The 23631-nt window shown below is 52.0% G+C and carries 18 protein-coding genes and 1 other RNA gene; 11 read left to right on the top strand and 8 right to left on the bottom strand.

What is annotated here, in order from left to right; all coding sequences use genetic code 11:
• The first annotated feature begins 3 nt into the window (after window positions 1-3).
• Entirely contained in the window at window positions 4-702 is a 699-nt protein-coding gene (gene ubiG / locus ACT53C_RS11985; protein WP_476146419.1) for a bifunctional 2-polyprenyl-6-hydroxyphenol methylase/3-demethylubiquinol 3-O-methyltransferase UbiG, read from the top strand.
• A gap of 4 nt (window positions 703-706) precedes the next feature.
• A complete protein-coding gene (locus ACT53C_RS11990) occupies window positions 707-1351 on the top strand; it encodes an HAD family hydrolase (protein WP_313987741.1) in 645 nt (214 codons plus the stop codon).
• Window positions 1352-1395: 44 nt separating this feature from the next.
• Here the strand turns inward: ACT53C_RS11990 and ACT53C_RS11995 are convergent, their stop codons facing one another.
• From ACT53C_RS11995 to ffs, 5 genes are all read right to left on the bottom strand, one after another.
• Complete coding sequence (locus ACT53C_RS11995; protein ID WP_194747729.1) at window positions 1396-3777, bottom strand: EAL domain-containing protein; 2382 nt, start codon at window positions 3775-3777, stop codon at window positions 1396-1398.
• A gap of 216 nt (window positions 3778-3993) precedes the next feature.
• Window positions 3994-4593 (bottom strand): recombination mediator RecR, encoded by a 600-nt coding sequence (gene recR / locus ACT53C_RS12000; protein ID WP_194747727.1) that lies wholly within the window; start codon window positions 4591-4593, stop codon window positions 3994-3996.
• A 43-nt stretch (window positions 4594-4636) separates the two neighbouring features.
• Window positions 4637-4945, bottom strand: a complete 309-nt coding sequence (locus tag ACT53C_RS12005; RefSeq protein WP_194747725.1) for a YbaB/EbfC family nucleoid-associated protein — start codon at window positions 4943-4945, stop codon at window positions 4637-4639.
• Between the two features lie 25 nt (window positions 4946-4970).
• Window positions 4971-6761 carry a DNA polymerase III subunit gamma/tau gene (gene dnaX, locus ACT53C_RS12010; RefSeq protein WP_476146423.1) on the bottom strand — a complete coding sequence of 597 codons (1791 nt, stop codon included), beginning with the start codon at window positions 6759-6761 and terminating at the stop codon, window positions 4971-4973.
• Window positions 6762-6887: 126 nt separating this feature from the next.
• Window positions 6888-6984, bottom strand: an RNA gene (ffs, locus tag ACT53C_RS12015) — signal recognition particle sRNA small type.
• A gap of 203 nt (window positions 6985-7187) precedes the next feature.
• On the opposite strand from ffs, the gene ACT53C_RS12020 reads away from it, so the two are divergent.
• The 3 genes from ACT53C_RS12020 (at window position 7188) to ACT53C_RS12030 (ending at window position 10950) form a co-directional block, all read left to right on the top strand.
• The gene (locus ACT53C_RS12020; RefSeq protein WP_476146425.1) at window positions 7188-8990 is read left to right on the top strand and encodes a GGDEF domain-containing protein; all 1803 of its coding nucleotides are present in this window, start codon (window positions 7188-7190) and stop codon (window positions 8988-8990) included.
• A gap of 118 nt (window positions 8991-9108) precedes the next feature.
• Window positions 9109-10227, top strand: a complete 1119-nt coding sequence (locus ACT53C_RS12025; RefSeq protein ID WP_476146427.1) for a PAS domain-containing sensor histidine kinase — start codon at window positions 9109-9111, stop codon at window positions 10225-10227.
• A gap of 81 nt (window positions 10228-10308) precedes the next feature.
• Window positions 10309-10950: a response regulator gene (locus ACT53C_RS12030; protein ID WP_275355394.1), complete on the top strand. Its 642-nt coding sequence runs from the start codon at window positions 10309-10311 to the stop codon at window positions 10948-10950.
• Window positions 10951-11021: 71 nt separating this feature from the next.
• Here ACT53C_RS12030 and pgi read toward each other — a convergent pair whose 3' ends face one another.
• Both pgi and glgB read right to left on the bottom strand, forming a co-directional pair.
• Window positions 11022-12674 (bottom strand): glucose-6-phosphate isomerase, encoded by a 1653-nt coding sequence (gene pgi, locus ACT53C_RS12035; protein ID WP_275355392.1) that lies wholly within the window; start codon window positions 12672-12674, stop codon window positions 11022-11024.
• Between the two features lie 126 nt (window positions 12675-12800).
• Window positions 12801-15017 (bottom strand): 1,4-alpha-glucan branching protein GlgB, encoded by a 2217-nt coding sequence (gene glgB / locus ACT53C_RS12040; protein ID WP_476146430.1) that lies wholly within the window; start codon window positions 15015-15017, stop codon window positions 12801-12803.
• A 220-nt stretch (window positions 15018-15237) separates the two neighbouring features.
• Between glgB and glgC the strand changes: the two genes are divergently transcribed.
• The 4 genes from glgC to ACT53C_RS12060 are packed head-to-tail and all read left to right on the top strand — an operon-like array spanning window position 15238 to window position 20726.
• The gene (glgC, locus tag ACT53C_RS12045; protein WP_194747711.1) at window positions 15238-16560 is read left to right on the top strand and encodes a glucose-1-phosphate adenylyltransferase; all 1323 of its coding nucleotides are present in this window, start codon (window positions 15238-15240) and stop codon (window positions 16558-16560) included.
• Window positions 16561-16596: 36 nt separating this feature from the next.
• A complete protein-coding gene (locus ACT53C_RS12050) occupies window positions 16597-18300 on the top strand; it encodes a glycoside hydrolase family 57 protein (RefSeq protein ID WP_476146432.1) in 1704 nt (567 codons plus the stop codon).
• 28 nt (window positions 18301-18328) lie between these two features.
• Window positions 18329-19786 (top strand): 4-alpha-glucanotransferase, encoded by a 1458-nt coding sequence (gene malQ / locus ACT53C_RS12055; protein WP_476146434.1) that lies wholly within the window; start codon window positions 18329-18331, stop codon window positions 19784-19786.
• Window positions 19779-20726, top strand: coding sequence for an ROK family protein (locus tag ACT53C_RS12060; protein ID WP_476146436.1), 948 nt, complete (start codon window positions 19779-19781; stop codon window positions 20724-20726). The genes malQ and ACT53C_RS12060 overlap by 8 nt, the downstream gene beginning before the upstream one ends.
• Here ACT53C_RS12060 and queG read toward each other — a convergent pair.
• A complete protein-coding gene (gene queG / locus ACT53C_RS12065) occupies window positions 20718-21830 on the bottom strand; it encodes a tRNA epoxyqueuosine(34) reductase QueG (RefSeq protein ID WP_476146438.1) in 1113 nt (370 codons plus the stop codon). The two genes, ACT53C_RS12060 and queG, sit on opposite strands and share 9 nt — an antisense overlap.
• On the opposite strand from queG, the gene tsaE reads away from it, so the two are divergent.
• A complete protein-coding gene (gene tsaE, locus ACT53C_RS12070; RefSeq protein WP_476146440.1) occupies window positions 21829-22287 on the top strand; it encodes a tRNA (adenosine(37)-N6)-threonylcarbamoyltransferase complex ATPase subunit type 1 TsaE in 459 nt (152 codons plus the stop codon). The genes queG and tsaE overlap by 2 nt on opposite strands.
• Window positions 22278-23603, top strand: coding sequence for an N-acetylmuramoyl-L-alanine amidase (locus tag ACT53C_RS12075; protein WP_476146442.1), 1326 nt, complete (start codon window positions 22278-22280; stop codon window positions 23601-23603). The genes tsaE and ACT53C_RS12075 overlap by 10 nt, the downstream gene beginning before the upstream one ends.
• Window positions 23604-23631: the final 28 nt, after the last annotated feature.

Genomic DNA, 23631 nt, shown 5'->3' on the forward strand with positions numbered 1-23631 from the left:
ATCATGGCCAATGTCGAAATTGCAGAAGTAAACAAATTTGCTGAACTGGCACACCAGTGGTGGGACCAGCAAGGTGTCTTCAAACCTTTGCATCAGTTGAACCCAATACGTTTAAATTATATTGACAGTCGCGCGTTGCTTAAGGGCAAACAGGTACTCGATGTCGGCTGTGGTGGCGGTATTCTGAGTGAGTCCATTGCACAACGTGGTGCCCACGTGATGGGGATTGATATGGCAGACAAGTCGCTGCAGGTGGCGCAATTACATGCGCTTGAAGCAGGGGCCCAGGTTTCGTATCGCTGTATTGCCGTGGAAGCGCTCGCTGCAGAAATGCCGGAGCAGTTTGATGTGGTGACCTGCATGGAAATGCTAGAGCATGTTCCCGACCCATCCAGCGTGGTGCGTGCTTGCGCTGCACTGGTCAAGCCGGGGGGGCAATTGTTTTTTTCCACGCTTAATCGCAATGCCAAGGCATACCTGATGGCGGTGGTCGGGGCTGAGTATGTCCTCAATCTGCTTCCCAAAGGCACACATGATTACAGCAAGTTTATCAAGCCGTCTGAGTTAGCGAGCTGGTTACGTCAATCTGGACTGGAGTTACAGCATCAGACTGGCGTCACTTATGACCCTTTCAGTAAACAATATAAATTGACAACAGATACCAGCGTCAACTACATGCTACATGCAGTAAAAGAGGGTTGAGCACATGCAAGCCGTATTATTTGATCTGGATGGGACGTTGGTAGATACCGCTCCAGATTTGGCATATGCACTTAATTTGCAGCGTGAACGGCATGGATTGCCCTTTTTACCAGAAGCGACGATTCGCCCCTATGCCTCGCATGGGTCTCGAGGGCTGCTGGAAATTGGATTTGGTCTGTTACCGGATCATGCTGAGTTTGAACAGATGCGCACTGAATATCTGGAGTTATACACGCAAGTCATGACCCGTCAGCCACAATTGTTTGACGGCATGGCAGAGGTGTTACAGGAGATTGAGCAGCGGGGGCTGCGCTGGGGCATCGTCACCAATAAGCCACGCCGGTTTACCTTGCCTATGATTACACACATGGCGCTGGATAGCCGCGCGGGTGCGGTCATCAGCGGGGATGATGCGCCCCAGCCCAAGCCGGCGCCCCAAACACTGTTATTGGCCTGTGAACGTATGCAGCTTGATCCTGAACAGGTGGTGTATGTTGGCGATGCCGAGCGAGATGTGCAGGCCGGTAATGCAGCGGGCATGACAACGCTGGTGGCTTTGTTTGGCTACCTGTCAGACGTGGATCGGCCTGAGGCATGGGGTGCGGATGGCTGTATCCAGCAGCCCCAGGACTTGCTGGCGTATTTATAACTGAGCAGATTCCGCGCCAATTTATCATTGCGCTTGCCGCTCAGCTAATTGCGCTTGCTGCTGAGTACCGCCATCGCCGCAATATTAATATCTGCGACTAAAATACTAGCCAGCTGGCCGTCCTCACCCAAAATTGGCAAAGAGACCGTGAGGCAGAAGTCTTCGGTTGCGGTAGACAGATAAATGCTTGAAATATAAGGCGCCTGAGTTTCTGCCACGCGACGATAATAGGCTTGTTGGCTCCGGTCTATGCCTGCACCGCCAGCCTTGATTTTTCCATACATGTTGGGATTTATCCAGTTGGCATAGCGTTGTACACCGTTTGGCTCCAACTCAAAGATCACCTCAAAGAAGGGGAATTCGGCAAAGCAGCTATCCAAATCATGGGCGCCTGTCGAACGTTGCGTGTGTAGCAGCGACTGTAAGGCGGACAGTGCTTTTTGCTGCCAGTCTGAATAAAATTCTTTTTTCGGCAGGATGGTTTGTGGCGGCGTATCTTCTACAACCACAATGCTGCCGATATTGGCCTTGCCTATCTTTTTAAGCAGCGCTGCACGTTCCGCGGCAATGACGCTGTTTTCGAGCTTGCCTTGTTTGCCATTCACCACCGCAATCGAGACACTGGCGACCGGGTGATCCTTACCGTCTTCAGTGGTAAAAAATCCTCGTTCCAGATCTGTCGCGTCATACAGATGCACGGCCAGGGCCTGAAACTGGCTAATGATATGCAATAAGGTGTCATTAAGGGTAGGCGCCTTATGATCATAGATCAGCACAAAGTCATCGCCACCAATATGGCCCACCATCACGCCCGCTTTATCCTGAAACTCCTGTCGGATGATTTCGGAGAGGAGTCGTATCATGGCATCGCCACGGATAAAACCGTAGCGGTCGTTATAGGCCTTGAAATGATCCAGATCTATGTAGATCAGTTGCGTATTGGGATTGTTACGCAAGCTGTTATCCAGGGTTTGCCGGAGTGTCGGGCCCGTGGTCAGATGGCTTAAGGGATGCAGATTGCCGGTAGCAGTTTTGCGGCTGATCAACTGAGCCATGATTTCCATCGGCTGCAAGATACCGACATAGCCGCCTTCGTCATTGACGGTGATCCAGATGTCGATATTGCCACGCTCCAGATAAAAAATGCGCGCCAACACCGAAGAGGGCAGTTTATGGTTGATGACCTTGGGCAAGGGGTCGCAACAAGCGCCCAGGCCTGTGGGTTTCTTGGAGAATACTTTGCCCCGCCGCAATACCCCCAGCGGTTTTTGCCCGTCCAGCACCACTGCCGTTGCAATATCGGCATGCGCGTTAAACAAGCGTCTGGCTTCAGCCAGCGTGCTGCTGACATCAATTGTCAAGCCGTGACTAATATATTCACCAATATGAAAATCATCAGGAATATGCGAACGGTGGGCTTCATCCCGTACGGGCAGTGCAGCCACCTTGTCGCTCGGCGTGCTTTGTGGCTGGGCAAAATAATGGCCCTGGGCATAATGCAGGCCTAAATCCTGGCAATAGGTAATATCCTCTACCCGCTCCAGCCCTTCAGCGATAATGGTGCATCCCAGTCGTTGCGCCATCGAAATAATCGCCTCAAGTAACACTGTCCTCACACGGCTGCCTTGTGCTTCATGCACAATGGCACGGTCTATCTTGATAAAGTCAGCCCGTACCTCAGCCAGGATGCGCAAACCGTTAAAGCCGGAACCCATATCATCCAGTGCGATGCGCAGACCATGCATACGGATTTCATCGCAGTAACGCGCCAGTACTTCGGGATTGGTTTTTTCACTCTCAACAATTTCGATGACGATATCCCGTCGATCAATCTGCTGCTGGTTCAATAGATTTAAAATAAAATTGAGCCAGCCCGGACTCATGATTGTTTGTGGCAGCACATTAATAAAGAGGGGCTTGTCGACAGAAATTGATTGTGACTTGCCCATCAGCGCCAACTGTTGGCAGGCCAGGTCTAACTCGTGGCTGCGTTTAACCTCGGCGGCAAGGGCGAAAGCCTCCATGCCGTTGAGCCACTTACCTTCTGGTGTTTTCAGTCTGCACAAGGCTTCAAAGCCAAACACTTTGCCACTCTGGCCAAAGTCGACAATCGGTTGATAATGCATTTGCACATGTGGCGTCAGCTCAGACAGCAGCCACGGGTATTTATGCCTAGCATAAAAGGTATTGAATGGCATGGTGGCCTGCAAGGCTTCCATTGGATGCATGGCCTGCTTGTCCTGTGACACCAGCACCCAGGTATCTCTGAGTGTATGTGCAGGCTCCTCGGCAATGACACGGTCTAAAATCTGCAGTAGTTCTGCTTCAGTCTCATAACTGAAAGATGCGGTGTTGATGCCTGAAAAATGCGGACTTTCAGAGTTGGTATGACTATTGGCGTCAAAAGTATGCAGAAATAATTCCATGGAATACGACCTTGCTTTTATTTTTATTAGCTCACGATAATGACGACTCGCCTGATTAAAAACCGGGAGGCTGTCATTTGTATAACGACAGGACAGAGTGTTTATGAAGAGAAAAAACGAAGATAAAAGACAAGTGTGCTTAAAAACTTGTTAAGGTCTTGGCACAAGGGCATCAAATACAGCAGTTATCTTGACTGCTTGACGATTGCTTTGCTGTTAAGTGACGGCTTTTCTTTCCAGCAACGCGGTAGACAGCGTGCCACTGTCCACATACTCAATCTCACCACCCATCGGCAACCCACGCGCAATCCGGCTGACGCGAATGCCACGCGATTTGAGCATCTGCCCAATATAGTGTGCAGTGGCTTCACCCTCGGAGGTAAAGTTGGTGGCAATAATCACTTCGTTTATCGCGCTGTCCTGTGCACGTTTGAGCAGTTTATCCAGGTGAATGTCTTTGGGCCCAATGCCATCCATGGGCGAGAGTTTTCCCATTAATACAAAATATTGGCCCTGATAGCTACGCGTATTCTCCAGCATCATGAGGTCGGTCGGCATCTCCACCACACATAGCGTGGATTTGTCTCTGTGGGTATCCTGGCACACGCTGCATACGCGATGCTCGCTGAAGTTGTTGCAATAATCGCAATGCGCCAGCTTATCCAGCGCCTGTTGTAGACTGGCTGCCAGCTTTTGTGCACCTTCACGGTCACGTTGCAGCAAGTGATAGGCCATCCGCGTGGAGGATTTAGGCCCCACGCCCGGCAGACAGCGCAGGGCACTGATCAGCTGATCCAGAACTGCCGGGTGATTCACGCCTGGTCTCCGCGTCGACGATAATATGGGTGGGCGTCAGGCACTAGAACGGCAACTTGAAGCCTGGTGGCATCAGGCCACTCATTTTCGCTGAACTGGTCGCTTCGGCTTTCGCTTTCGCATCTTTCAACGCAATCATAAGCAAGTCTTCCAGTGTTTCTTTGTCATCCATGGCCGCGTCATCAATCTGTACGCGTTTCACATCATTGCTACAGGTCATGGTCACTTTGACCATGCCATTGCTGGCAATACCTTCCACCTCAGTGTTTGCCAGTTCTGCCTGGGCTTTTTGCATATTGGCTTGCATCATTTGGGCCTGTTTCATCATATTGCCCATGCCACCTTTCATCATTGTCTGCTCCTGGAGTTACGTGTGGTTAATGTAAGGGTTTAATGGAATTTGGCACTATCGTTGCGCCCATTTCCTGCATCAGGCCTTGCACAAAGCGGTCACTCATAATCGCTTGTGTAGCCTGATCCTGTAATTCTGCTTTTTCGACGGCCAGCTGTCTGGCGGGCGTATTGGCTTCCTGGCTGGTGGTGATGATCAGTTGCAAGCGGCGGCCAAAATGGCTGTTTAAAGCAGCATTGAGTTTTTCGAGATAATTGGCACTGGCCAGGTGTTTATGTGACTCGCTAATCCGCAATGTCATGGCATCGTCCTCAAACTGGACCAGCTCGCAATTTTGTGCCAGTGCGCGTACCAGGCCCAATTTGCTCAAATGGTTCTCTACCAGTGCACGCCAGTTGCCATCCCAGTCCAATGCAGCGCTTGTTTCTTGCGCCTCAGGCATCGCAACATGCACTGCCTCACTGGCAACGGGTATCGGTGCTGGGGCCGAAAGCGCTGGCTGCGACATTTCTGCCAGGGGGGCAGTGGTGAAAGATGCGCCTGGTTCAGTAGCACTTTCGGGAGCCTGTTCCACCGCACGCTTGCGCATCGCATGATCCGCTGTTGCAGGGTTGGTTGCGCTGCTGGCTTGATAACTTTGCGCCAAGGCGGCGCGCGCGCTGCCAACACTCGGAGCGCTGCCACGGCCATGACCTTCTGTGCTTGACGGGGGCGCGGGTGTGGTGGCCGTTGCATCGGCTTTAAATGCCAGCATACGCAACAGCGTCATGGTAAAGCCTGCATAAGCATCCGGGGCCAGGCCAATATCGCGGTGGCCTAAAATAGCAATCTGATAATACAGCTGCAGGGTTTCTGCGGGCAAGGCTGCGGCAAGTTCCAGCAAGTTCTGCCGCTCGGGGTGATCGTCCGCAATCGATTGCGGCGCGTATTGCGCGACAGCTAGCACATGCAACAAAGCTGCAAGATCGTTCAGGGCACTTTCAAAGCCGATGCTGCGCGACTCCATTTGCTGTGCGATATTGAGCAGGCTGGCTGCATCTTGTGCGATCAACGCCCGCAACAAATCATACACATAGCTTTGGTCAATCGCCCCCAGCATGCTGCGCACATCGCTTTCGCGGACGGACTGGTTGCCATAAGCAATTGCCTGGTCGGTCAGTGAGAGCGCGTCACGCATGCTGCCATTGGCCGCACGCGCTATCAGCTGTAATGCGGGCGCCTCAAATGGAATTTGCTCCTGGCCCAGAATGTCTTGCAAGTGGGCGGTAATGGTACTGCTGGCCATTTGGCGCAGGTTGAATTGCAGGCAGCGCGACAAAATGGTGACCGGGACTTTTTGTGGATCTGTGGTCGCCAGAATGAATTTGACGTGGGCAGGCGGCTCCTCCAGCGTTTTCAGCATGGCATTAAACGCCTCTTTGGTCAGCATATGCACTTCGTCTATCATGTAGACCTTGAAGCGGCCGGAGGACGGCGCGTAGATCGCCTGCTCAAGCAAGCTCACCATGTCTGCAATACCGCGGTTAGAGGCCGCATCCATTTCCACGTAATCTACATACCGGCCGATATCAATCGCACGGCATGCTTCGCACTCGCCGCAAGGCGTTGCGGTGATGCCGGTCGCACAGTTCAGCGATTTTGCCAGAATACGGGAGAGGGTGGTCTTGCCGACGCCACGGGTGCCGGTAAACAGGTAAGCATGATGCAGGCGCTGTTGGCTCAGAGCATTGCTCAGGGCCTGGACCACATGGTCCTGGCCCACCAGACTGGCAAAAGATTTGGGGCGCCATTTACGCGCCAACACTTGGTAAGACATCGCGCACTCTACTGATTAAAAGCAATAAGGCAAACCTGTACTTTAGCCTAATTTGCCGACTCATGCTTGCCACAAACCATAACATTGAGATCAACGCTGGCATGACAAACAGAAGGGCTGGAGAGAAGGGGCGAGCCCAACCCCCGGCACTTGCTTGATAGTTGTGGCTGCTTGCTTCCGCACCTGACCAGGTTGGCTATCTTACAATGCGGGGAGGCCCGCGGACACTATTGTAACGCAAAAACGTTTTTTTACCGCCTTATTTTCGCCGTGCCCCATTTCACCTGCAGAGGTAAAGCTTCTGAAATAAACAATCATTTACCTTCTTATACACCAATAAATTCCAATCATCGCCCTGCATAATAGTTGCATCCTATTCATTTTAGTGTGATTTGGCAGAAAACGATGGCAGCAAACGGATCATCCATGACAGCTTCAGAAGTTGCACGCGAAACCATCAAGCAAATGGCTGTCAGGCGTGTCGAACCGACACCGGACAATTACATGCAGATTTATTATGAGATTGCAGGTAAACCGGTAAAGGAGGATGCCGCCAGCGCGCTGCGCAAGGCACTGAAGCAGTTGCCTCATGACACGCTGGAACAAACCAACTGGATTAACCGCTGGGAAAAAGTGCTTAAACAGGATAACTGGCAAGGACTGGGGGAATTGCTGACTGAGGCCATGCAACAGCAGCTTAGTCATTCCACCAAATGGCCCAAGGCGATTCGTGTCTTATTGCAAGCCTGGGACGACAAGCGCAGCGGCATAGATACTGCCAGAAAACGTGAGACGCTGGAACGCGTGCTCATTAATTTTGGTGATGACGAGAGCCTGTCCGACAAGCTGATCGGCATGGCGAATATGTGGTTGCCTTCTGAAGCCCGGGTTGAAGGGATTGCCTTGACGGATCCGGCTGAGGCGTCCACTGCTTCGACGTCGCAACCTATCTTGGATATGTCCAGCAAGCAAGGTTTGCCCTCAGAAGTACAGCAATTCCATGGCGCTTTTACCATTTTGCAGACCTTGTTGAAGCAAACCCTTTACCTGGGCTTGATTCCCCGTTTGCAAGGGTATCCAGACTTGCAGGCGGAGGCGGTGGCCCTGCAGGAATCTGCCGAGCGCGCCAAAAAGCTGAAAGAGTGGGAGGCTTTGGCCAAGTCACTCAAAGCGTTATTGATGCGGGTCGAGGTGATGGGCGCGCAAGAAGATGACGTGCGCGGCGACATTATCGACTTGTTGCATTTGCTACTGGAAAATATCGGCGAACTGGTGGCTGAAGATAGCTGGCTGAGTGGCCAGGTTTATGCTGTACAGTCGATTATTACCGGTCCACTGGATAGAACCAAGCTTAAACAAGCCGAAAAAAGCCTCAAAGAAGTTATTTACAAGCAAGGACTGGTCAAGCACAGTCTGATTGAGGCGAGGAATTCGTTTAAAACCTTAATCAGCACCTTTATTGATAAGCTTAAATACATGGGAGAAGCCAGCGAGCTCTACAGCGGCAAAATCGAGACCTATGCCAAAGAGCTCTCTCAAACTGATGATTTGATTAAAATTAATGAGCTGGTCAATCTGTTGATGCGCGATACTTCTGTCATGCAGACGGATATCCTGCGTTCGCGCGATGATTTGCTTAGCCAGCAGCGCAGGGCAACGGATACACAAGATCGTATTGATCAATTGCAACTGGAGTTGCAGCAGTTGAGTGAAGTCGTCAGGATTGACCAACTCACCGGCGTGCTTAACCGCCGCGGTATGGATGATGCCTTCCAGACCGAGATTGCGCGTTTTGAGCGTAGCGGTGAGTCGTTTAGTGTGGCTTTGCTCGACATCGATAATTTTAAATCGCTCAATGACCAGCATGGGCATGCCGCCGGGGATGCTGCGCTCAAACATCTGGCTTCAGTGGTTAAACGCGCTGTGAGGCCGACGGATATTGTGACCAGAATGGGCGGCGAAGAGTTTGTTGTCATTTTGCCCAAGACCGACTTGCAAGAGGCGGTGATTATCATGACGCGCTTGCAGCGCGCGCTGACCAAAGAGTACTTCATGGGTAATAACCAAAAGCTGCTCATCACCTTTAGTGCAGGCGTCGCCTTGTTCCAGAAAGAGGACGATGTCAGTGCCATCTTGTTGCGCGCAGATCAGGCCATGTACCTGGCCAAAAAAAGCGGTAAAAACCGGGTGATGACTGAAACTGATCTAGTTGGCACCGTCAATCCCTAGCTTGTGCGCTTGGTCAGCACTTCGTTGATCGACAGCGGTTTTATCCGGGATCACTGACTGTCATATCCAGCCGTGGGTTGGCATGATATGCTAGCTGGCATCTTGATTGAGGTGCCATGTGTCTACGCCAGCCAGCCATTTTCCTATTGATAGTGTCCAACATGCCTTGCATGAAAGCGAGCGCAGATTCTCCGCCATTGTTTCCAGCATTCCTGGACTCGTGTTCCAGATGCATATGACTGCAGATGCTCAAGTGGTTTTTACTTATGTGAGTGAGGGCTGCGAAGCCTTGCTGGGTATCCCGGCCGCAGCATTGCTCAAGGATGCCAACACCCTGTTTGATGCCATGGATCAACCTTCCGCCCATCTGTTCAAGCAAAACTTGCAAAAATCCGCCCGGCAACACAAGCGCCTGGATTGGGAAGGACAAATCTGGATTGCCGACTGGCAAGACATGAAATGGGTCAATATCCGGGCTACCGTGCAAGACTTGGGGCAGGGCGCGGTGCAGTGGGATGGCATTATGCTCAATATTAGCCAGAGTAAGCATGAAAAACAGGAGATCGAGCAAGCCAGGCAAGATCTGCAGGCACTGACGGCGCACTTGAACCAGGTCAAAGAGCAGGAGCGCGTGTCGATTGCGCGTGAAATTCATGATGACCTCGGCGGCAACCTGACTGCGATGAAGCTGGGCTTGTCGACCATCATCCAGCAAATTGAGGCCGGTGAGCCGGTCAACCTCGAGCAAGCGCATTTGTTGCAAGGGATCATCAACCAGACGTTTGATTCCGTACATCGTATTTCTGGCAATTTGCGACCCAACATTCTCGATCTGGGGCTGGTGGATGCGCTGGAGTGGCAGGTGAGCCAGTTCAAAAAGCAATTAGGCATCTCGGCAAAATTTATCACCAATTGTCATGATTTGGAGTGTGATCCCGATCAATCCATGGCGTTGTTCCGGATTTGTCAGGAGGCGCTCTCGAACATCGCCAAATATGCGCAGGCCAATGCGGTCGAAGTGGAGCTCAGCCTCAAGGATCAGCTGTTATTCATGAACATCACGGATAATGGCATCGGCATTGCCCCTGCCGACAAGATCAAATCGAACGCATTTGGCCTGAGAGGTATGCAGGAAAGAGCGGCGGCACTGGGGGGCGAGTGCCAGATTGAATCTTCCAGCGCCGCATCTGGCACTTGTATCCGGGTGCAAGCGCCGTACAAGCCCGCAGAGTCGTGACAGAATGGCTGATCCGATTTACAATCAACAGCGCAGTTTCTGGATTAGCCATGGTGCAACCAGCAAAACAGAGGGATCAGGTTGGATATACAAAAAATAAAAGTCATTATAGTAGATGACCATGCCATCTTACGTTCTGGCATCAAGCAAATATTGCTTGCGAGTGGGGATATTGATGTCGTCGGTGAGGCGGAGAATGTTGCGCAGGCGATTAAATGTGTACGTGAAGTGGCTGCCGATGTCATGCTACTGGACATTTCGTTGCCGGATAAAACCGGCATAGAAGCCTTAAAGCTCATCAAGCGAGAAAATGCTGCGCTCAACATCTTGATGCTTTCCATGTACATGGAAGAGCAGTATGCCGTGCGCTCCATTCGTTCCGGCGCTTCTGGCTACCTGTGCAAGCATACGGCGTCAGAAGAATTGCTCACCGCCATACACACGCTGGCCAAAGGCAAAAAATACATTACCCCCAACGTGGCAGAGATTCTGGCCGAGCAGGTGGGGAATGATTATGCGGTGGCATTGCACGAAACCCTTTCAGATCGCGAGTTTCAGGTCATGCGCATGATTGCTTCCGGGCAGTCAGTGAGTGAGATTGCAGATAAACTCGCATTGTCGGTGAAAACGGTCAGCATGTACCGGACGCGGCTGCTCGAAAAAATGCATCTTAAACATAATGCGGATATCACCCATTACGCCATTAAAAACCAATTGGTTTAAGGGTGCTTGACGTAGCACCGCACAATAAAAAAAGGCCTCAATAGAGGCCTTTTTTAATATTAATCAATATGCTATGAAATTTTCTTCGCGTAATTGATTAAGCCGTTGGTTGAGCTATCAAAGCTGTTTACCGGCTCGTTGGTATTCAGCTGTGGCAGAATTTGGCTCGCAATCTGCTTACCATATTCCACACCCCACTGGTCATAGCTGTTAATGTCCCAGATCATGCCTTGCACAAAAATCTTGTGCTCATAAAGCGCAATCAGTTTACCCAAGGTAAAGGGTGTGAGCTGTTTAAACAGGATAGACGTGGTTGGGCGGTTGCCTTCAAACACTTTATGCGGCAGCAGATCTTCCAGTGCCTGGCCGCTCATGCCTTGTGCTTCCAGTTCGGCGCGTGCTTCTTCACGGGTTTTGCCCAACATCAAGGCTTGGGTTTGGGCCAGGAAGTTAGCCAGCAGGATTTTATGGTGCTGATCGTCTGGGCTACCCACTTTGTAATGGCTGTTGGCTGGCATCAAAAAGTCTGCCGGAACCATTTGTGTGCCCTGGTGAATCAACTGGTAAAACGCATGCTGGCCGTTGGTGCCAGCTTCGCCCCAGATGACCGGGCCCGTTTTGTAGCTGACGCGGCTACCGTCACGGCAAATAAATTTGCCATTACTTTCCATGTCTGCTTGTTGCAGATAGGCCGCAAAGCGAGACATGCCCTGGTCATAAGGCAAAATCGCGTGCGTATCAACATGGAAGAAATTGTTGTACCAGACACCCAGCAAGGCCATGATGACAGGCATGTTCTGTTCCAGTGGCGCCGACAAGAAGTGCTGATCCATGGCGTGACCGCCTGCCAGCAACTGTTCAAAGTTGTCCATGCCAACATAGAGCGCAATGGACAGACCGATGGCTGACCACAGGGAGTAACGACCACCGACCCAGTCCCAGAAAGCAAACATGTTGTTGGTGTCTATGCCGAATGCCTGCACGGCCTTGGCATTGGTGGACAGCGCGACAAAATGCTTGGCCACATGTTGGTCTTGTTTAGCTGCTTGCAGGAACCAGCGGCGCGCTGAGTGCGCGTTGGTCATGGTTTCCTGGGTGGTAAAGGTTTTGGAGGCAACGATGAACAGGGTGGTTTCAGGGTCACAGACTTCCAGCACACGCATCAAGTGCGCGCCATCAATGTTGGAAACAAAGTGGGCTTTCAAGTTGGGGCTGGCGTAGGGTTTTAACGCATCACATGCCATGACTGGACCCAGGTCTGAGCCACCAATACCGATATTTACGATATCGGTAATCCGTTTGCCGGTAAATCCTGTCCATTGGCCGTTGCGTACTTGCTCGGTAAAGGCCCGCATTTGCGCCAGTACGGCATTCACTTCTGGCATCACGTCCTTGCCATCCACATACACCGGTGTATTACTGCGGTTACGCAGGGCGGTGTGCAGCACTGCACGCTTTTCGGTAATGTTGATTTTTTCGCCGCTGAACATGCGGCTGCGCCATTGCTCAATATTTGAGTCGCGCGCTAACTGGAATAACTGGGACAGGGTTTCTTTAGTGATGCGGTGCTTGGAGTAGTCCAGCAGGATGTCGTCCACCGTTAAACTGAATTCTTCGAAGCGTTTGGGGTTTTGGTTAAACAGATCGCGCATTTGAACATCGCGCATTTCAATTTGATGCTGGTTCAGCGCATGCCAGCTCGGATGTGTGGTTAGTTTTGCCATGTCGTGTTGTTACTATCGTTTTTCAAGTCAATTAAATTTACGGGGCCAGACAAGGCAATCTCTGAATTTTCTTGTCTGGCCAAAAATCTTTACTGCCAGGCTACATCATATAGTCAGTGTAACCAGTTATTGTAACTGAAGTATGACACCCCCAAGTGGCGGCAAGTTTAGGCTGATGGAGGCTGGCTGGTTCATCCATGGCACGGGGTCACTAGGACAGCCGGAACCATTACCAACATTGCTGCCACCATAACAAGCGGCGTCACTGTTAAACAATTCCTGATAGTAACCCGATTGTGGTACGCCCAAACGGTATTGATGGCGCGGTACCGGTGTGAAATTAAGTAGGATTATAACAAAACTATGGTCTTTGCCGCGTCTGACGTAGCTTAATATTGATTGCGCGGCATCTTCGCAGTCTATCCATTGAAAGCCCTGTGCATCAAAGTCATGGGCATGGAGTGCGCTTTGTTGGCGATAGAGCCAGTTGAGGTCCTTGCAAACGCGCTGTATGCCGCGATGCATGTCATGTTCAGCGGCGGTGTCTTCAAGCAAATGCCAGTCCAGGCTTTGGTTGACGCGCCACTCACGGCGCTGGGCAATTTCATTGCCCATAAAGTTGAGCTTTTTGCCTGGCATGGTCATTTGCAAGGTCATCAACAGACGCAAGTTGGCGAATTTTTGCCAATCGTCTCCAGGCATTTTTTCGAGTAAGGACTTTTTGCCGTGGACCACTTCGTCGTGCGAGAAAGGCAGGACAAAGTTCTCGGAATAAGCGTACATCTGACCAAAGGTCAGGCGATTATGGTGGTATTGGCGGTAGACCGGATCCAGTTGCATGTAGGTCAGGACATCATTCATCCAACCCATATTCCATTTCATGCTGAATCCCAGGCCCCCGGCATAGACCGGACGCGAAACGGCGGGCCAGGCCGTTGACTCCTCGGCTATCGTCAATGCGCCGGGGAAGCGTTCGCCTACCATCATGTTCAATTGCTTGAGAAACTCGATCACGTCCAGGTTTTCACGTCCGCCATAGACATTAGGCAACCATTCTCCATCTTTACGCGAGTAATCCAGGTAAAGCATGGACGCCACGGCATCCACACGCAAGCCGTCAATGTGAAACTCTTGCAACCAGTAATAAGCATTGCTGAGTAAAAAGCTGCGCACTTCATTGCGGCCATAATTGAAAATATAGGTGCCCCAGTCCATATGTTCACCCAGGCGGGGGTCGGCATGTTCATACAGCGCCGTGCCGTCAAAACGCGCCAGCGCCCAGTCATCTTTGGGGAAGTGACCAGGGACCCAGTCCAGAATGACGCCGATATTGGCGGCATGACAGCGGTCAATAAAATACTTAAGATCATCCGGACTGCCATAGCGCTGGGTGGGGGCAAAGTAGCCCGTCACCTGATAACCCCAGGATTCATTCAGCGGATGTTCGGCAATTGGTAACAGCTCGATATGGGTATAGCCCATCTCTAACAAATGTGGAATCAGTGCCTCTGCCATGGCGCGATAGCCCATAAAGTGGCCGTTTGGGTCTCGTTGCCAACTGCCTAAATGCACTTCATAACAGTTAAAGGGTGCATGCAGCCAGTCATGCTGCTGGCGTTGCTGCAACCAGCCATCATCTTGCCAGGTGTACTCGCTATGGCAGATGCGATTGGCCGTGCCGGGTCTAGGCTCAAAGGCTCTGCCATAGGGATCGGCCTTGAGCATGACGTAGCCATGCTCGCGGTTGCGGATTTCGAATTTATATAGATCATGTTCGCTCAGGTGGGGAATAAATAACTCCCAAACGCCGGTGCTACCAATGACACGCATGGCATGGATACGGCCATCCCACTGGTTAAAGTTGCCGACCACACTGACCCTTGACGCATTGGGCGCCCAGACAGCAAACCGGACGCCCGCCACCCCATTCACCTGCATGGGGACCGCGCCCAGGGTATTGTAGGCCTGGTAAAAACGACCTTCAGCAAACAGATACAGGTCATCGGCAGACACGGTGCTGTCAAAACCATAGACATCCAGGGTTTCGTAACGACTAGTTTGCCCCTTGGGCTGAACTTGCAGTGGGGCAGGGGTTGAAATCGGATTATCTGACTCGTAAATAAACAAGCCCTCGGCATGCGCCTGCTGCATGGGCTGCCAATTTTTGCCATTGTTGAGCCATACTTGTTCTGCCGTTGGTATGAACACACGCAACTGCCAGCGTTTGGTTTTCGCATCCTGATGCGACCCCAAATATTCAAAGGGATTATGATGGGTGGCGTCTAAAATCCGTTGCAAATGATGATTGTCGGTGGCAATTTGATGAGAAGCTTTGGCAGTCATGCTGTCGGTATCCGGTTAAGCAGATTCCATGCTATCAAAAAAAGTTAAGATTTACGTCATTCGCCCCCGGAATTTCGTTGTCTTTACCCCAATTATCATGCAGACTGTGGATGTCAGACCTGCAGATGCAAAGCCTTGTGTCGTCTCTGCTGAAACGCGCAACGCTGACAATAATGACTGTAGGCTGGTTCCCAGGATCAGGAAAAACAGGAATAGCATCATGTCTCAAGTAGCAGAGTTTGTTGAACGTCGTAAAGCCAACCGGCGGCAAGAACGTCCCTCCGACCGGTTTATCAGTAACCTGACGAAAAATACCGTTGCCATTATCCTGGCGGGTGGTCGTGGCAGCCGGTTAAAAAACCTCACCGACTGGCGGGCCAAACCTGCTGTACAGTTTGGTGGCAAATTCCGCATTATCGACTTCCCCTTGTCCAATTGCATTAACTCTGGCATCCGCCGCATTAATGTGGCGACCCAATACAAAGCGCAAAGCCTGATTCAGCATGTTCAGCGCGGCTGGGGCTTTTTGCGTGGGGAATTTAACGAATACGTCAATATTATTCCTGCCCAGCAGCGTCTGGGCGAGGAGTGGTACAAAGGCACGGCTGATGCGGTCTATCAGAATATTGATTTGCTGCGAGAGAATGGCGGCGAATATATTCTGGTCCTGGCCGGCGACCATATCTATAAAATGGACTACGGCAAAATGCTGGCGACGCATGCGCGCAGCAATGCCGATATGACCATTGCCTGCATCAATGTGCCGCTCGAAGACGCCAAAGGGTTTGGGGTATTAGAGGTGGACGCCACCGACCGCGTGATCGCCTTTGATGAAAAGCCAGCGCATCCCAAGCCTAGCCCGAACAATCCCGAGGTGGCTTTTGCCAGCATGGGTATTTATATCTTCAATGCCAAGTTTTTGTACGAACAATTGATCCGGGATGCTTATGACCGCAAGTCACACCACGACTTTGGGCAGGACATTATTCCTTACATCATCAAAAAATACCGGGTACAGGCGCACCGATTTACCGATAGTTGCGTCGGTGCACAAGGCAACAACTTTTACTGGCGGGATGTGGGAACCATAGATGCCTACTGGGAAGCCAATATGGAGCTGACCAAGGTGATTCCAGAGCTCAATCTGTATGACAGTGAATGGCCGATCTGGACTTATCAGGAACAACTGCCGCCGGCCAAATTTGTATTCAAGGATGAAGGCCGTACGGGCAAGGCGACAGACTCGCTGGTGTCAGGGGGCTGCCTGATCAGTGGTTCTTGCGTGTCTAACTCAGTGCTTTTTTCCGGCGTGCATGTAGCGGATTATTCCGATCTGGATGGCGCTGTAGTGCTGCCCAAGGTCAAAATTAACGAGGGGGTCATCATGCGCAACGCAGTGATAGACCGCGGCTGCGAGATTCCTGCTGGCATGCAGATCGGTGTCGATCTGGAGCGAGATAGAAAGCGCTTTCATGTCTCTGAAAAAGGCATCGTACTGGTCACACCCGACATGCTGGGCCAAGATTTATATCGTGTGAAGTAGTTTAAAAGTCATTGAGTGAGTGAAAGAGGTTGAAGGATGTCCGATAAAAAATTGCTCTTAAATTTATATTGGCACATGCACCAACCGGATTACCGTGATCTGGTGACAGGCGAGTTTGTGCTGCCATGGACGTATTTGCATGCGCTCAAGGATTACAGTGATATGGCCTTTCACCTGGAGCAAAATCCAAGCGCCAGGGTAACGTTCAATTTTGTACCTATTCTGGTGGAGCAGCTCGAAGATTATGCTGAGCAGTCACGGTCCGGACAGTGGCGCGACCCATTACTGCGTTTGCTGGCAAATCCCAATCTGGAAAACATCACGGATGAAGAGTGTCGCCTGATTGTGGACAGCTGTTTCAAGGCACACCATGAAAAAATGTTGAGTCCTTTTCCGCATTATCAGCGCTTGCTCAAGCTATATGAACTGGTGGCGCCTATCATGCAAAACGGCCAGTTTCATTATCTCTCGGCACAATATAAAGCGGACTTGCTGGTCTGGTATCACCTGGCATGGACGGGGGAGAGCTTGCGCCGCAAAAACAAAACTGTGCAAACCCTGATGCAAAAAGGCGTGCTGTTTACCCTGGAAGACAGGCAAGCGCTATTAGACGTGATCAGCGAGACCTTGCAAGGCATTTTGCCGCGCTATCAGGCCTTGCTGAAAAAAGGCCGCATTGAAATGACCACCACGCCTTACTACCATCCCATCTTGCCATTGCTCATTGATTTGGAAAGTGCGCGTGACGCCATGCCCGATGCGCCGTTGCCGCAGTCAGCCACCTATCCAGACGGTTATCCGCGTGCGATTGCTCATGTGCAGGCGGCACAGCGCTATCATGAAAAAATATTTGGTCAGCCCGCCAATGGCATGTGGCCTGCTGAAGGCGCGGTCTCACATCCTGCACTATCGTTGCTGGCAGAGCAGGGCGTGGCCTGGGCGGCCACTGGCCAGGGTGTGCTGGCTAACAGCTTGCGTAAACTCGGTCTGCCGCACGACACGCCATCGCAATACCTGTATCAGCCTTATAAAATCACCAATGGTCAGCAGGATATTGTGTGCTTTTTCCGTGACGATCATCTGTCTGACAAAATCGGCTTTGAGTATTCCAAGCAATACGCAAGCGAAGCGGTGCATGACTTTATTCAGTCGCTGGAGCATATCCTGGCCAACAGTGAAGAGACGCCGGTGGTTAGCGTGATTCTGGATGGCGAGAATGCCTGGGAATACTATCCATACAACGGTTATTATTTCTTGCACGAGCTCTATCAGGCGCTGGCGCAGCATCCGGATATCCAGATGACGACTTTTAGCGATATTCTCGCCTTGCAGCAGAAACACACATTGCCAGCGCCACGCTTGCTGGATGATATTTGCGCCGGGAGTTGGGTCTATGGCACCTTTAGTACCTGGATTGGGGAACCGGCCAAAAACCGTGCCTGGGATCTGTTGTGCGAAGCCAAGCGGCATTATGATCAACAGATACACCAACTTTCAGCCGAACAGAAACAAAAATGCCAGCAGCAATTGGCCTTGTGCGAAGGCTCGGACTGGTTCTGGTGGTTTGGCGATTACAACAGCGCCCAAAGTGTACAAAGTTTTGACCAGCTCTATCGCCGTAATTTGAGTAATCTGTACAAATTACTTGGCCTGACAGCCCCTGCACATTTGTTACAACCCATCAGTCTGGGCGGTGGCGATGCCGAAAATGCAGGCACCATGCGCCGGGGCAACGCCTGATTCTTTCAACTGATTTGAATGCCAATCCATGACGCAACATAGACAAGCGGGTGTGCTGATGCACATCACTTCATTGCCTGAGGGCAATCTTGGCCCAGAGGCCTATCGTTTTGTAGACACCCTGGTCAAAATGGGCGTATCGGTGTGGCAGACCTTGCCGGTCAACCAGCCACATGGAGACCAGTCGCCCTATCAAAGTGTCTCCGCGCATGCAGGACATAGCGGCATGATCAGCGGGCAGCAATTGCAGCTTGATGGCTGGTGTCTGCCCAATGAGCTGACGCTGAGTTTGCCTGCATTGATGGCCAAAGTCATGGCGCGCGTGCAGTCCGGCAGCGCCCCCACACATGGTGAAGGCCATGGTCTGTCGTGGTCCGGGTTTGCGAGATTCTGTCAGACGCAGCAATACTGGCTGGAAGATTTTGCCTTGTTTGGCTGCTTGCGTGAGCAGCACCATAATCAAAGCTGGCAGCAATGGCCACAAGCTTACCGCAAGCATGATCCACAAGCCTTGCAAGCTTATCGGGTCACGCACCAGGAGCCGTTGACGCTGATTAAATTTACGCAGTATGTGTTTTTTCAGCAATGGGCGCAGCTCAAGCGTTACGCCAACCAGCGCGGCATTCGCTTGTTTGGCGATATCCCGATTTTTGTCGCTTACGACAGTGCCGATGTCTGGGCGCATCCTGCATGGTTCAAGCTGGATGACACCCTCAACATGACCGTCGTAGCGGGTGTGCCGCCAGACTATTTCTCTGAAACCGGACAACGCTGGGGGAATCCGCATTACGACTGGCTGGCCATGCAAAAAGATGGGTTTTCATGGTGGCTGGGGCGTATCGATACGCAGGCACAGCTGTTTGATATGCTACGGATTGATCACTTCAGGGGCTTGCAGGCCGCTTGGGAAATCCCCGCAGAAGAGCCCACTGCCATTAACGGGACTTGGCAAGAGGCGCCAGGTGAAGCGCTGTTAAACGCCATCACCGAGACCTTCCCAGAGCTGAGTCTGGTGGCTGAGGACTTGGGCATTATCACCGCAGAGGTGGATGCCTTGCGCCATGGATTCGACTTGCCTGGCATGAAAATTTTACAGTTTGCGTTTGGTGGCGGTGAGGATAATCCTTACTTGCCAGAAAACATAGAACAAAACAGCGTCGCTTATACCGGCACGCATGATAACGATACCACCCTGGGCTGGTACCTTACCGCGCCAGAGCATGTGCGTAATCATTTACATGATTACCTGAATCAACATCCTCCGCAAATGCCCGCAGCCCTGATTAAACTGACCCTGGAGAGCCAGGCCAAGCTGGCAATTATCCCCATGCAAGACATTCTCGCGCTGGATAGCCAGGCGCGCATGAACACGCCAGGCACTATAGAAGGTAACTGGTGTTGGCGCATGCAATGGTCGCAACTGAGTGAAGAGAAGTTATTGTCTTTTAGACACAGTGTTGAAGAAAGTGGCCGCTTCCATGCGTGATGTGACTCCGGTTTATCGTTTGGGTCTGGATGTGGGCGGGACCAATCTGCGTTTAGGTGTGTTTTCTGATCTGCGCCTGATTGAAGAAACGCGTTTTGAGGCAAACTATTCTGCCATTTGCAAGCAGCACTCGCCAGCACAGGCCTGGCAAAAGATTATTGCGGTTACGGCAGAAGCCATCCAGCCCTTGCTTGAAAAATATCCGACGATTCAGAGTATCGGCATTGGTTTTCCCGGCTTTATTGATCCGCACACGGGCATCCTGGCGCAATCGCCCAATTTACCGGGCTTGTTAAACGTGAATCTGGGCCACGATCTGGGTGCCCGGCTTGGTTTCAATATCCGGGTCGAGAACGATGCCAATGCTGCAGCCTTTGGGGAATTTAGCCTGCTTGGTCAGCCTGCTGGTGGCTTGCTGTATCTGGGCCTGGGCACCGGAGTGGGTGCCGGATTGGTCGTGAATGGTTATGTTTGGGCCGGGCAGCATGGTTATGCGCTAGAGGCCGGGCATATTATTGTCGAGCATCAAGGCCGCTTGTGTGGCTGTGGTAACCGAGGTTGCGTCGAGCAATATGCTTCTGCCACCGGCATCAGCAAAGGCTATGCCGAGTTGACTGGCCAGACAAGGAGTGCTTTGGAGATTGCGCTGGCTGCGGAGCAGGGCGATGAACATGCGCGCGCAGTCTACGCGGATGCTGGTCGCAAACTGGCGCAAATGCTGGCGAGTGTACTCAAGGTGGTTGATGTCGGCACCGTTTTGATTGGCGGTGGCGTGGTTGCCGCATGGTCGCTGATGTCTGAGGCGTTTTATCAACGGCTGGAGGCAGATTTGATCCCGGTACTCAGAGGCCAGGTCGTGGTTCATCTATCTCGTTCTGGCGATATTGCGGGCATGTTGGGTGCCGCCTTGCTGGCCGAGTCCACCACCCGTTCAGCATAACCCTTCATGCGCGTGCGCCTGGTGTTGCGCCAGTGCCCAGGCCACATGCTCCCGCACCAAGGCATTTTCATCCTGTGCCCGTGAATTCAGTGCTGCAATCACCGCCATCGACGTCGGCGCATTACCCAAGCCGACGGCAATATTGCGCAACCACTGCGTGTAGCCTATGCGGTAGATCGCGCTCCCCGCCATTTTTTGCTGAAACTGAGCTTCGGTCCAGCCAAAACAGGTCACCAGGCTCAAGCTGTCCAGTCCATGCCGTACCGCAAAGTCGGGCTCTGAGGTCCTGACAGCAAATTTGTTCCACGGGCAGGTGAGCTGGCAATCGTCACAGCCATACACCCGGTTGCCCATCAGTGGCCTTAACTCCTCGGGAATGCTGCCTTGATGTTCTATGGTCAGGTAAGAGATACAGCGGCGAGCGTCTAGTTCGTAAGGTGCAACGATGGCAGCGGTCGGGCAGACATCAATACACGCAGTGCAACTGCCACAATGTGCTGAGGTGGGCGGGTCCACCGGCAAAGGCAGGTTGGTATAAATTTCCCCCAGGAAAAACCATGATCCCTGCTGGCGATTGAGTAGCAGCGTATGTTTGCCGCGCCAGCCCACCCCCGCTTTGGTGGCCAGTGCTACCTCCATCACCGGCGCACTGTCGGCAAATACACGGTATTCAAAACTGCCAAAGGTCTCGGTGATGCGGGTACACAATTGCTGCAATTTTTGCCGCATCACTTTATGGTAATCGCGTCCCATGGCATAGCGGGCGACATAAGCCTGCTCAGGGCTCTCCAGCACCTGCCAGCCGTCGGCTGCATCTGCGGGTAAATAATTGAGGTTGACCGAGATCACGCGCAAGGTGCCAGGCACCAATTCTGCCGGACGGGTTCGCTTGGTCCCATGTTTTGCCATATAATCCATGTCGCCGTGGTATTGTTTGTCCAGCCACTTTAAAAATTCAGGCTCTGCGGCAGACAAGTCGGTATCGGTAATGCCGATATTGCCAAACCCCAGTTCTCGCGCCCAGCCCTTGATGGTCGCTGCCATTTGCGCAGCGACATGAACATCAGGCAGTTGAATCGGGACGGGATGTGATTGATGTGACATGACAGAAACGTATTCTACACAGATTTTAAAAGACGAAGCAGCGACCGTGCATGCCGCAAGCGTGCTGGCAAAGCAATTGCAGCCTGGGCAGGTCATTTACCTGCACGGTGATCTGGGGGCCGGTAAAACCACGCTGGTGCGCGGCATGCTGCATGCCTTGGGGCATGTCGGCAAAGTGAAAAGCCCCACCTATACGCTGGTGGAACCCTATATGCTGCCATTCGCCACGTGCTATCACTTTGATCTTTACCGCTTTCAGGATGCAGAAGAGTGGGAAGCTGCCGGCTTCCGCGATTATTTCAACCCTGCCAGTGTTTGCATGGTCGAGTGGCCTGAGCGTGCAGCCGAGCTATTGCCTGTCGCAGACATCGAGATTCGCTTTGATATCCTGCCGCACGGCCGCGTGCTGCACATCACAAGTCAGCAGGCGCTGGCCTTGGAAACACTATGCCAGTAAATCGTAAGCATTGCCTGGGCTGGCTATTGCCAGTCCTGTTCTTCATCCTGAGTCAGGCCGCACATGCCGCTGAAGTCATCCTGGCCAATTTGCAGCAGCAAGGCGGTCAGGCACATGTCGAGCTTTTGCTCGACCAGCAAGTCAAATACCGTGTCTTCACGCTGGATAATCCATTTCGCGTGGTGATTGATATGGACGGTGTTGCCATCAGCCCGACCCTGAAAGCGCTCGCGCTGCAGTTGGATGCCCAACATCCTTACCTGTCTAAAATCCGCATTGCGCCGTTTACCGAGAAAACGGCGCGTATCGTTTTTGACATCAAATCTGATATCAAACCGCAGGTCACCGATATGAATGCGGGCAGCTCGCAACAGCGCTTGGCCATCAGCATAGGCCCTGCGAGTGGTACTGTCGAGTCAGCCATGGCGAGCCCGGTACTGACACCTTCCCGGCAATTGCAAGAAGTGCCACGTCAAGACGACAAACCTGCTGAAAAAGCAGCCGAGCCCACACCAGACAATGCCAATGCAACGGTGGAAAAATCTGCCGAAAAACCGGTGGACAAAGTGGCCGACAAGCCGGTTGAAAAACCACTCAAACAGGCAAAACCTGGCCAAAAACTCATTACAATTGCTGTCGACGCCGGTCACGGCGGTGAAGATCCTGGTGCACGCGGTTCCAATGGCAGCCACGAAAAGAACATTACTCTGGCCATTGCGCGCAAGCTCAAGCAACAGATCGATGCCGAAGAAAACATGCAAGCGATCCTGATCCGCGATGGCGATTATTTCGTGCCACTGGGGGACCGTGTCAAAAAAGCACGGGCGGCCAAGGCCGACTTGTTTATTTCCATCCATGCCGACTCGTTTGTGAACAGCACCGCCAAAGGGTCTTCTGTGTTTGCCCTGTCTGAGCGTGGCGCCACCAGTGCCGGCGCCCGCTACCTGGCGAAAAAGGAAAATGCGGTAGACTTGATTGGTGGTGTGGCGATTGATACCCGCGATATGGACCTGGCAAGAACCTTACTCGATTTATCGCAAACGGCCACTATTCACGACAGTATCCGCATGGGTAAAGCCGTGCTGGGCCGCATCGCTAAAATCAATACGCTCCATTCCAAGTATGTTGAACAAGCGGCGTTTGCGGTGCTTAAATCACCGGATATCCCTTCGATTCTGGTCGAGACGGCGTTTATCAGCAATCCTGAAGAAGAAGCCAGGTTGAATGATGATGCTTATCAGGATAAGTTGGTCAATGCGATTTTGTCTGGCGTGAAGTCTTATATTGCGACCAATCCTTCCTTCGCTAAAAAATAAGTGTTATTGATTTGGTTCAAAAGTCATT

The sequence above is a fragment of the Methylophilus sp. DMC14 genome, assembly GCF_056314085.1.

Coding starts and splice junctions, on each gene's coding strand:
- dnaX (WP_476146423.1), bottom strand. CDS start 6,761: ATGTCTTACCAAGTGTTGGCGCGTAAATGGCGCCCCAAATCTTTTGCC.
- ACT53C_RS11995 (WP_194747729.1), bottom strand. CDS start 3,777: ATGGAATTATTTCTGCATACTTTTGACGCCAATAGTCATACCAACTCT.
- ubiG (WP_476146419.1), top strand. CDS start 4: ATGGCCAATGTCGAAATTGCAGAAGTAAACAAATTTGCTGAACTGGCA.
- ACT53C_RS12005 (WP_194747725.1), bottom strand. CDS start 4,945: ATGATGAAAGGTGGCATGGGCAATATGATGAAACAGGCCCAAATGATG.
- ACT53C_RS12050 (WP_476146432.1), top strand. CDS start 16,597: ATGTCCGATAAAAAATTGCTCTTAAATTTATATTGGCACATGCACCAA.
- ACT53C_RS12075 (WP_476146442.1), top strand. CDS start 22,278: ATGCCAGTAAATCGTAAGCATTGCCTGGGCTGGCTATTGCCAGTCCTG.
- malQ (WP_476146434.1), top strand. CDS start 18,329: ATGACGCAACATAGACAAGCGGGTGTGCTGATGCACATCACTTCATTG.
- tsaE (WP_476146440.1), top strand. CDS start 21,829: ATGACAGAAACGTATTCTACACAGATTTTAAAAGACGAAGCAGCGACC.
- ACT53C_RS12020 (WP_476146425.1), top strand. CDS start 7,188: ATGACAGCTTCAGAAGTTGCACGCGAAACCATCAAGCAAATGGCTGTC.
- queG (WP_476146438.1), bottom strand. CDS start 21,830: ATGTCACATCAATCACATCCCGTCCCGATTCAACTGCCTGATGTTCAT.
- glgB (WP_476146430.1), bottom strand. CDS start 15,017: ATGACTGCCAAAGCTTCTCATCAAATTGCCACCGACAATCATCATTTG.
- pgi (WP_275355392.1), bottom strand. CDS start 12,674: ATGGCAAAACTAACCACACATCCGAGCTGGCATGCGCTGAACCAGCAT.
- glgC (WP_194747711.1), top strand. CDS start 15,238: ATGTCTCAAGTAGCAGAGTTTGTTGAACGTCGTAAAGCCAACCGGCGG.
- ACT53C_RS11990 (WP_313987741.1), top strand. CDS start 707: ATGCAAGCCGTATTATTTGATCTGGATGGGACGTTGGTAGATACCGCT.
- ACT53C_RS12060 (WP_476146436.1), top strand. CDS start 19,779: ATGCGTGATGTGACTCCGGTTTATCGTTTGGGTCTGGATGTGGGCGGG.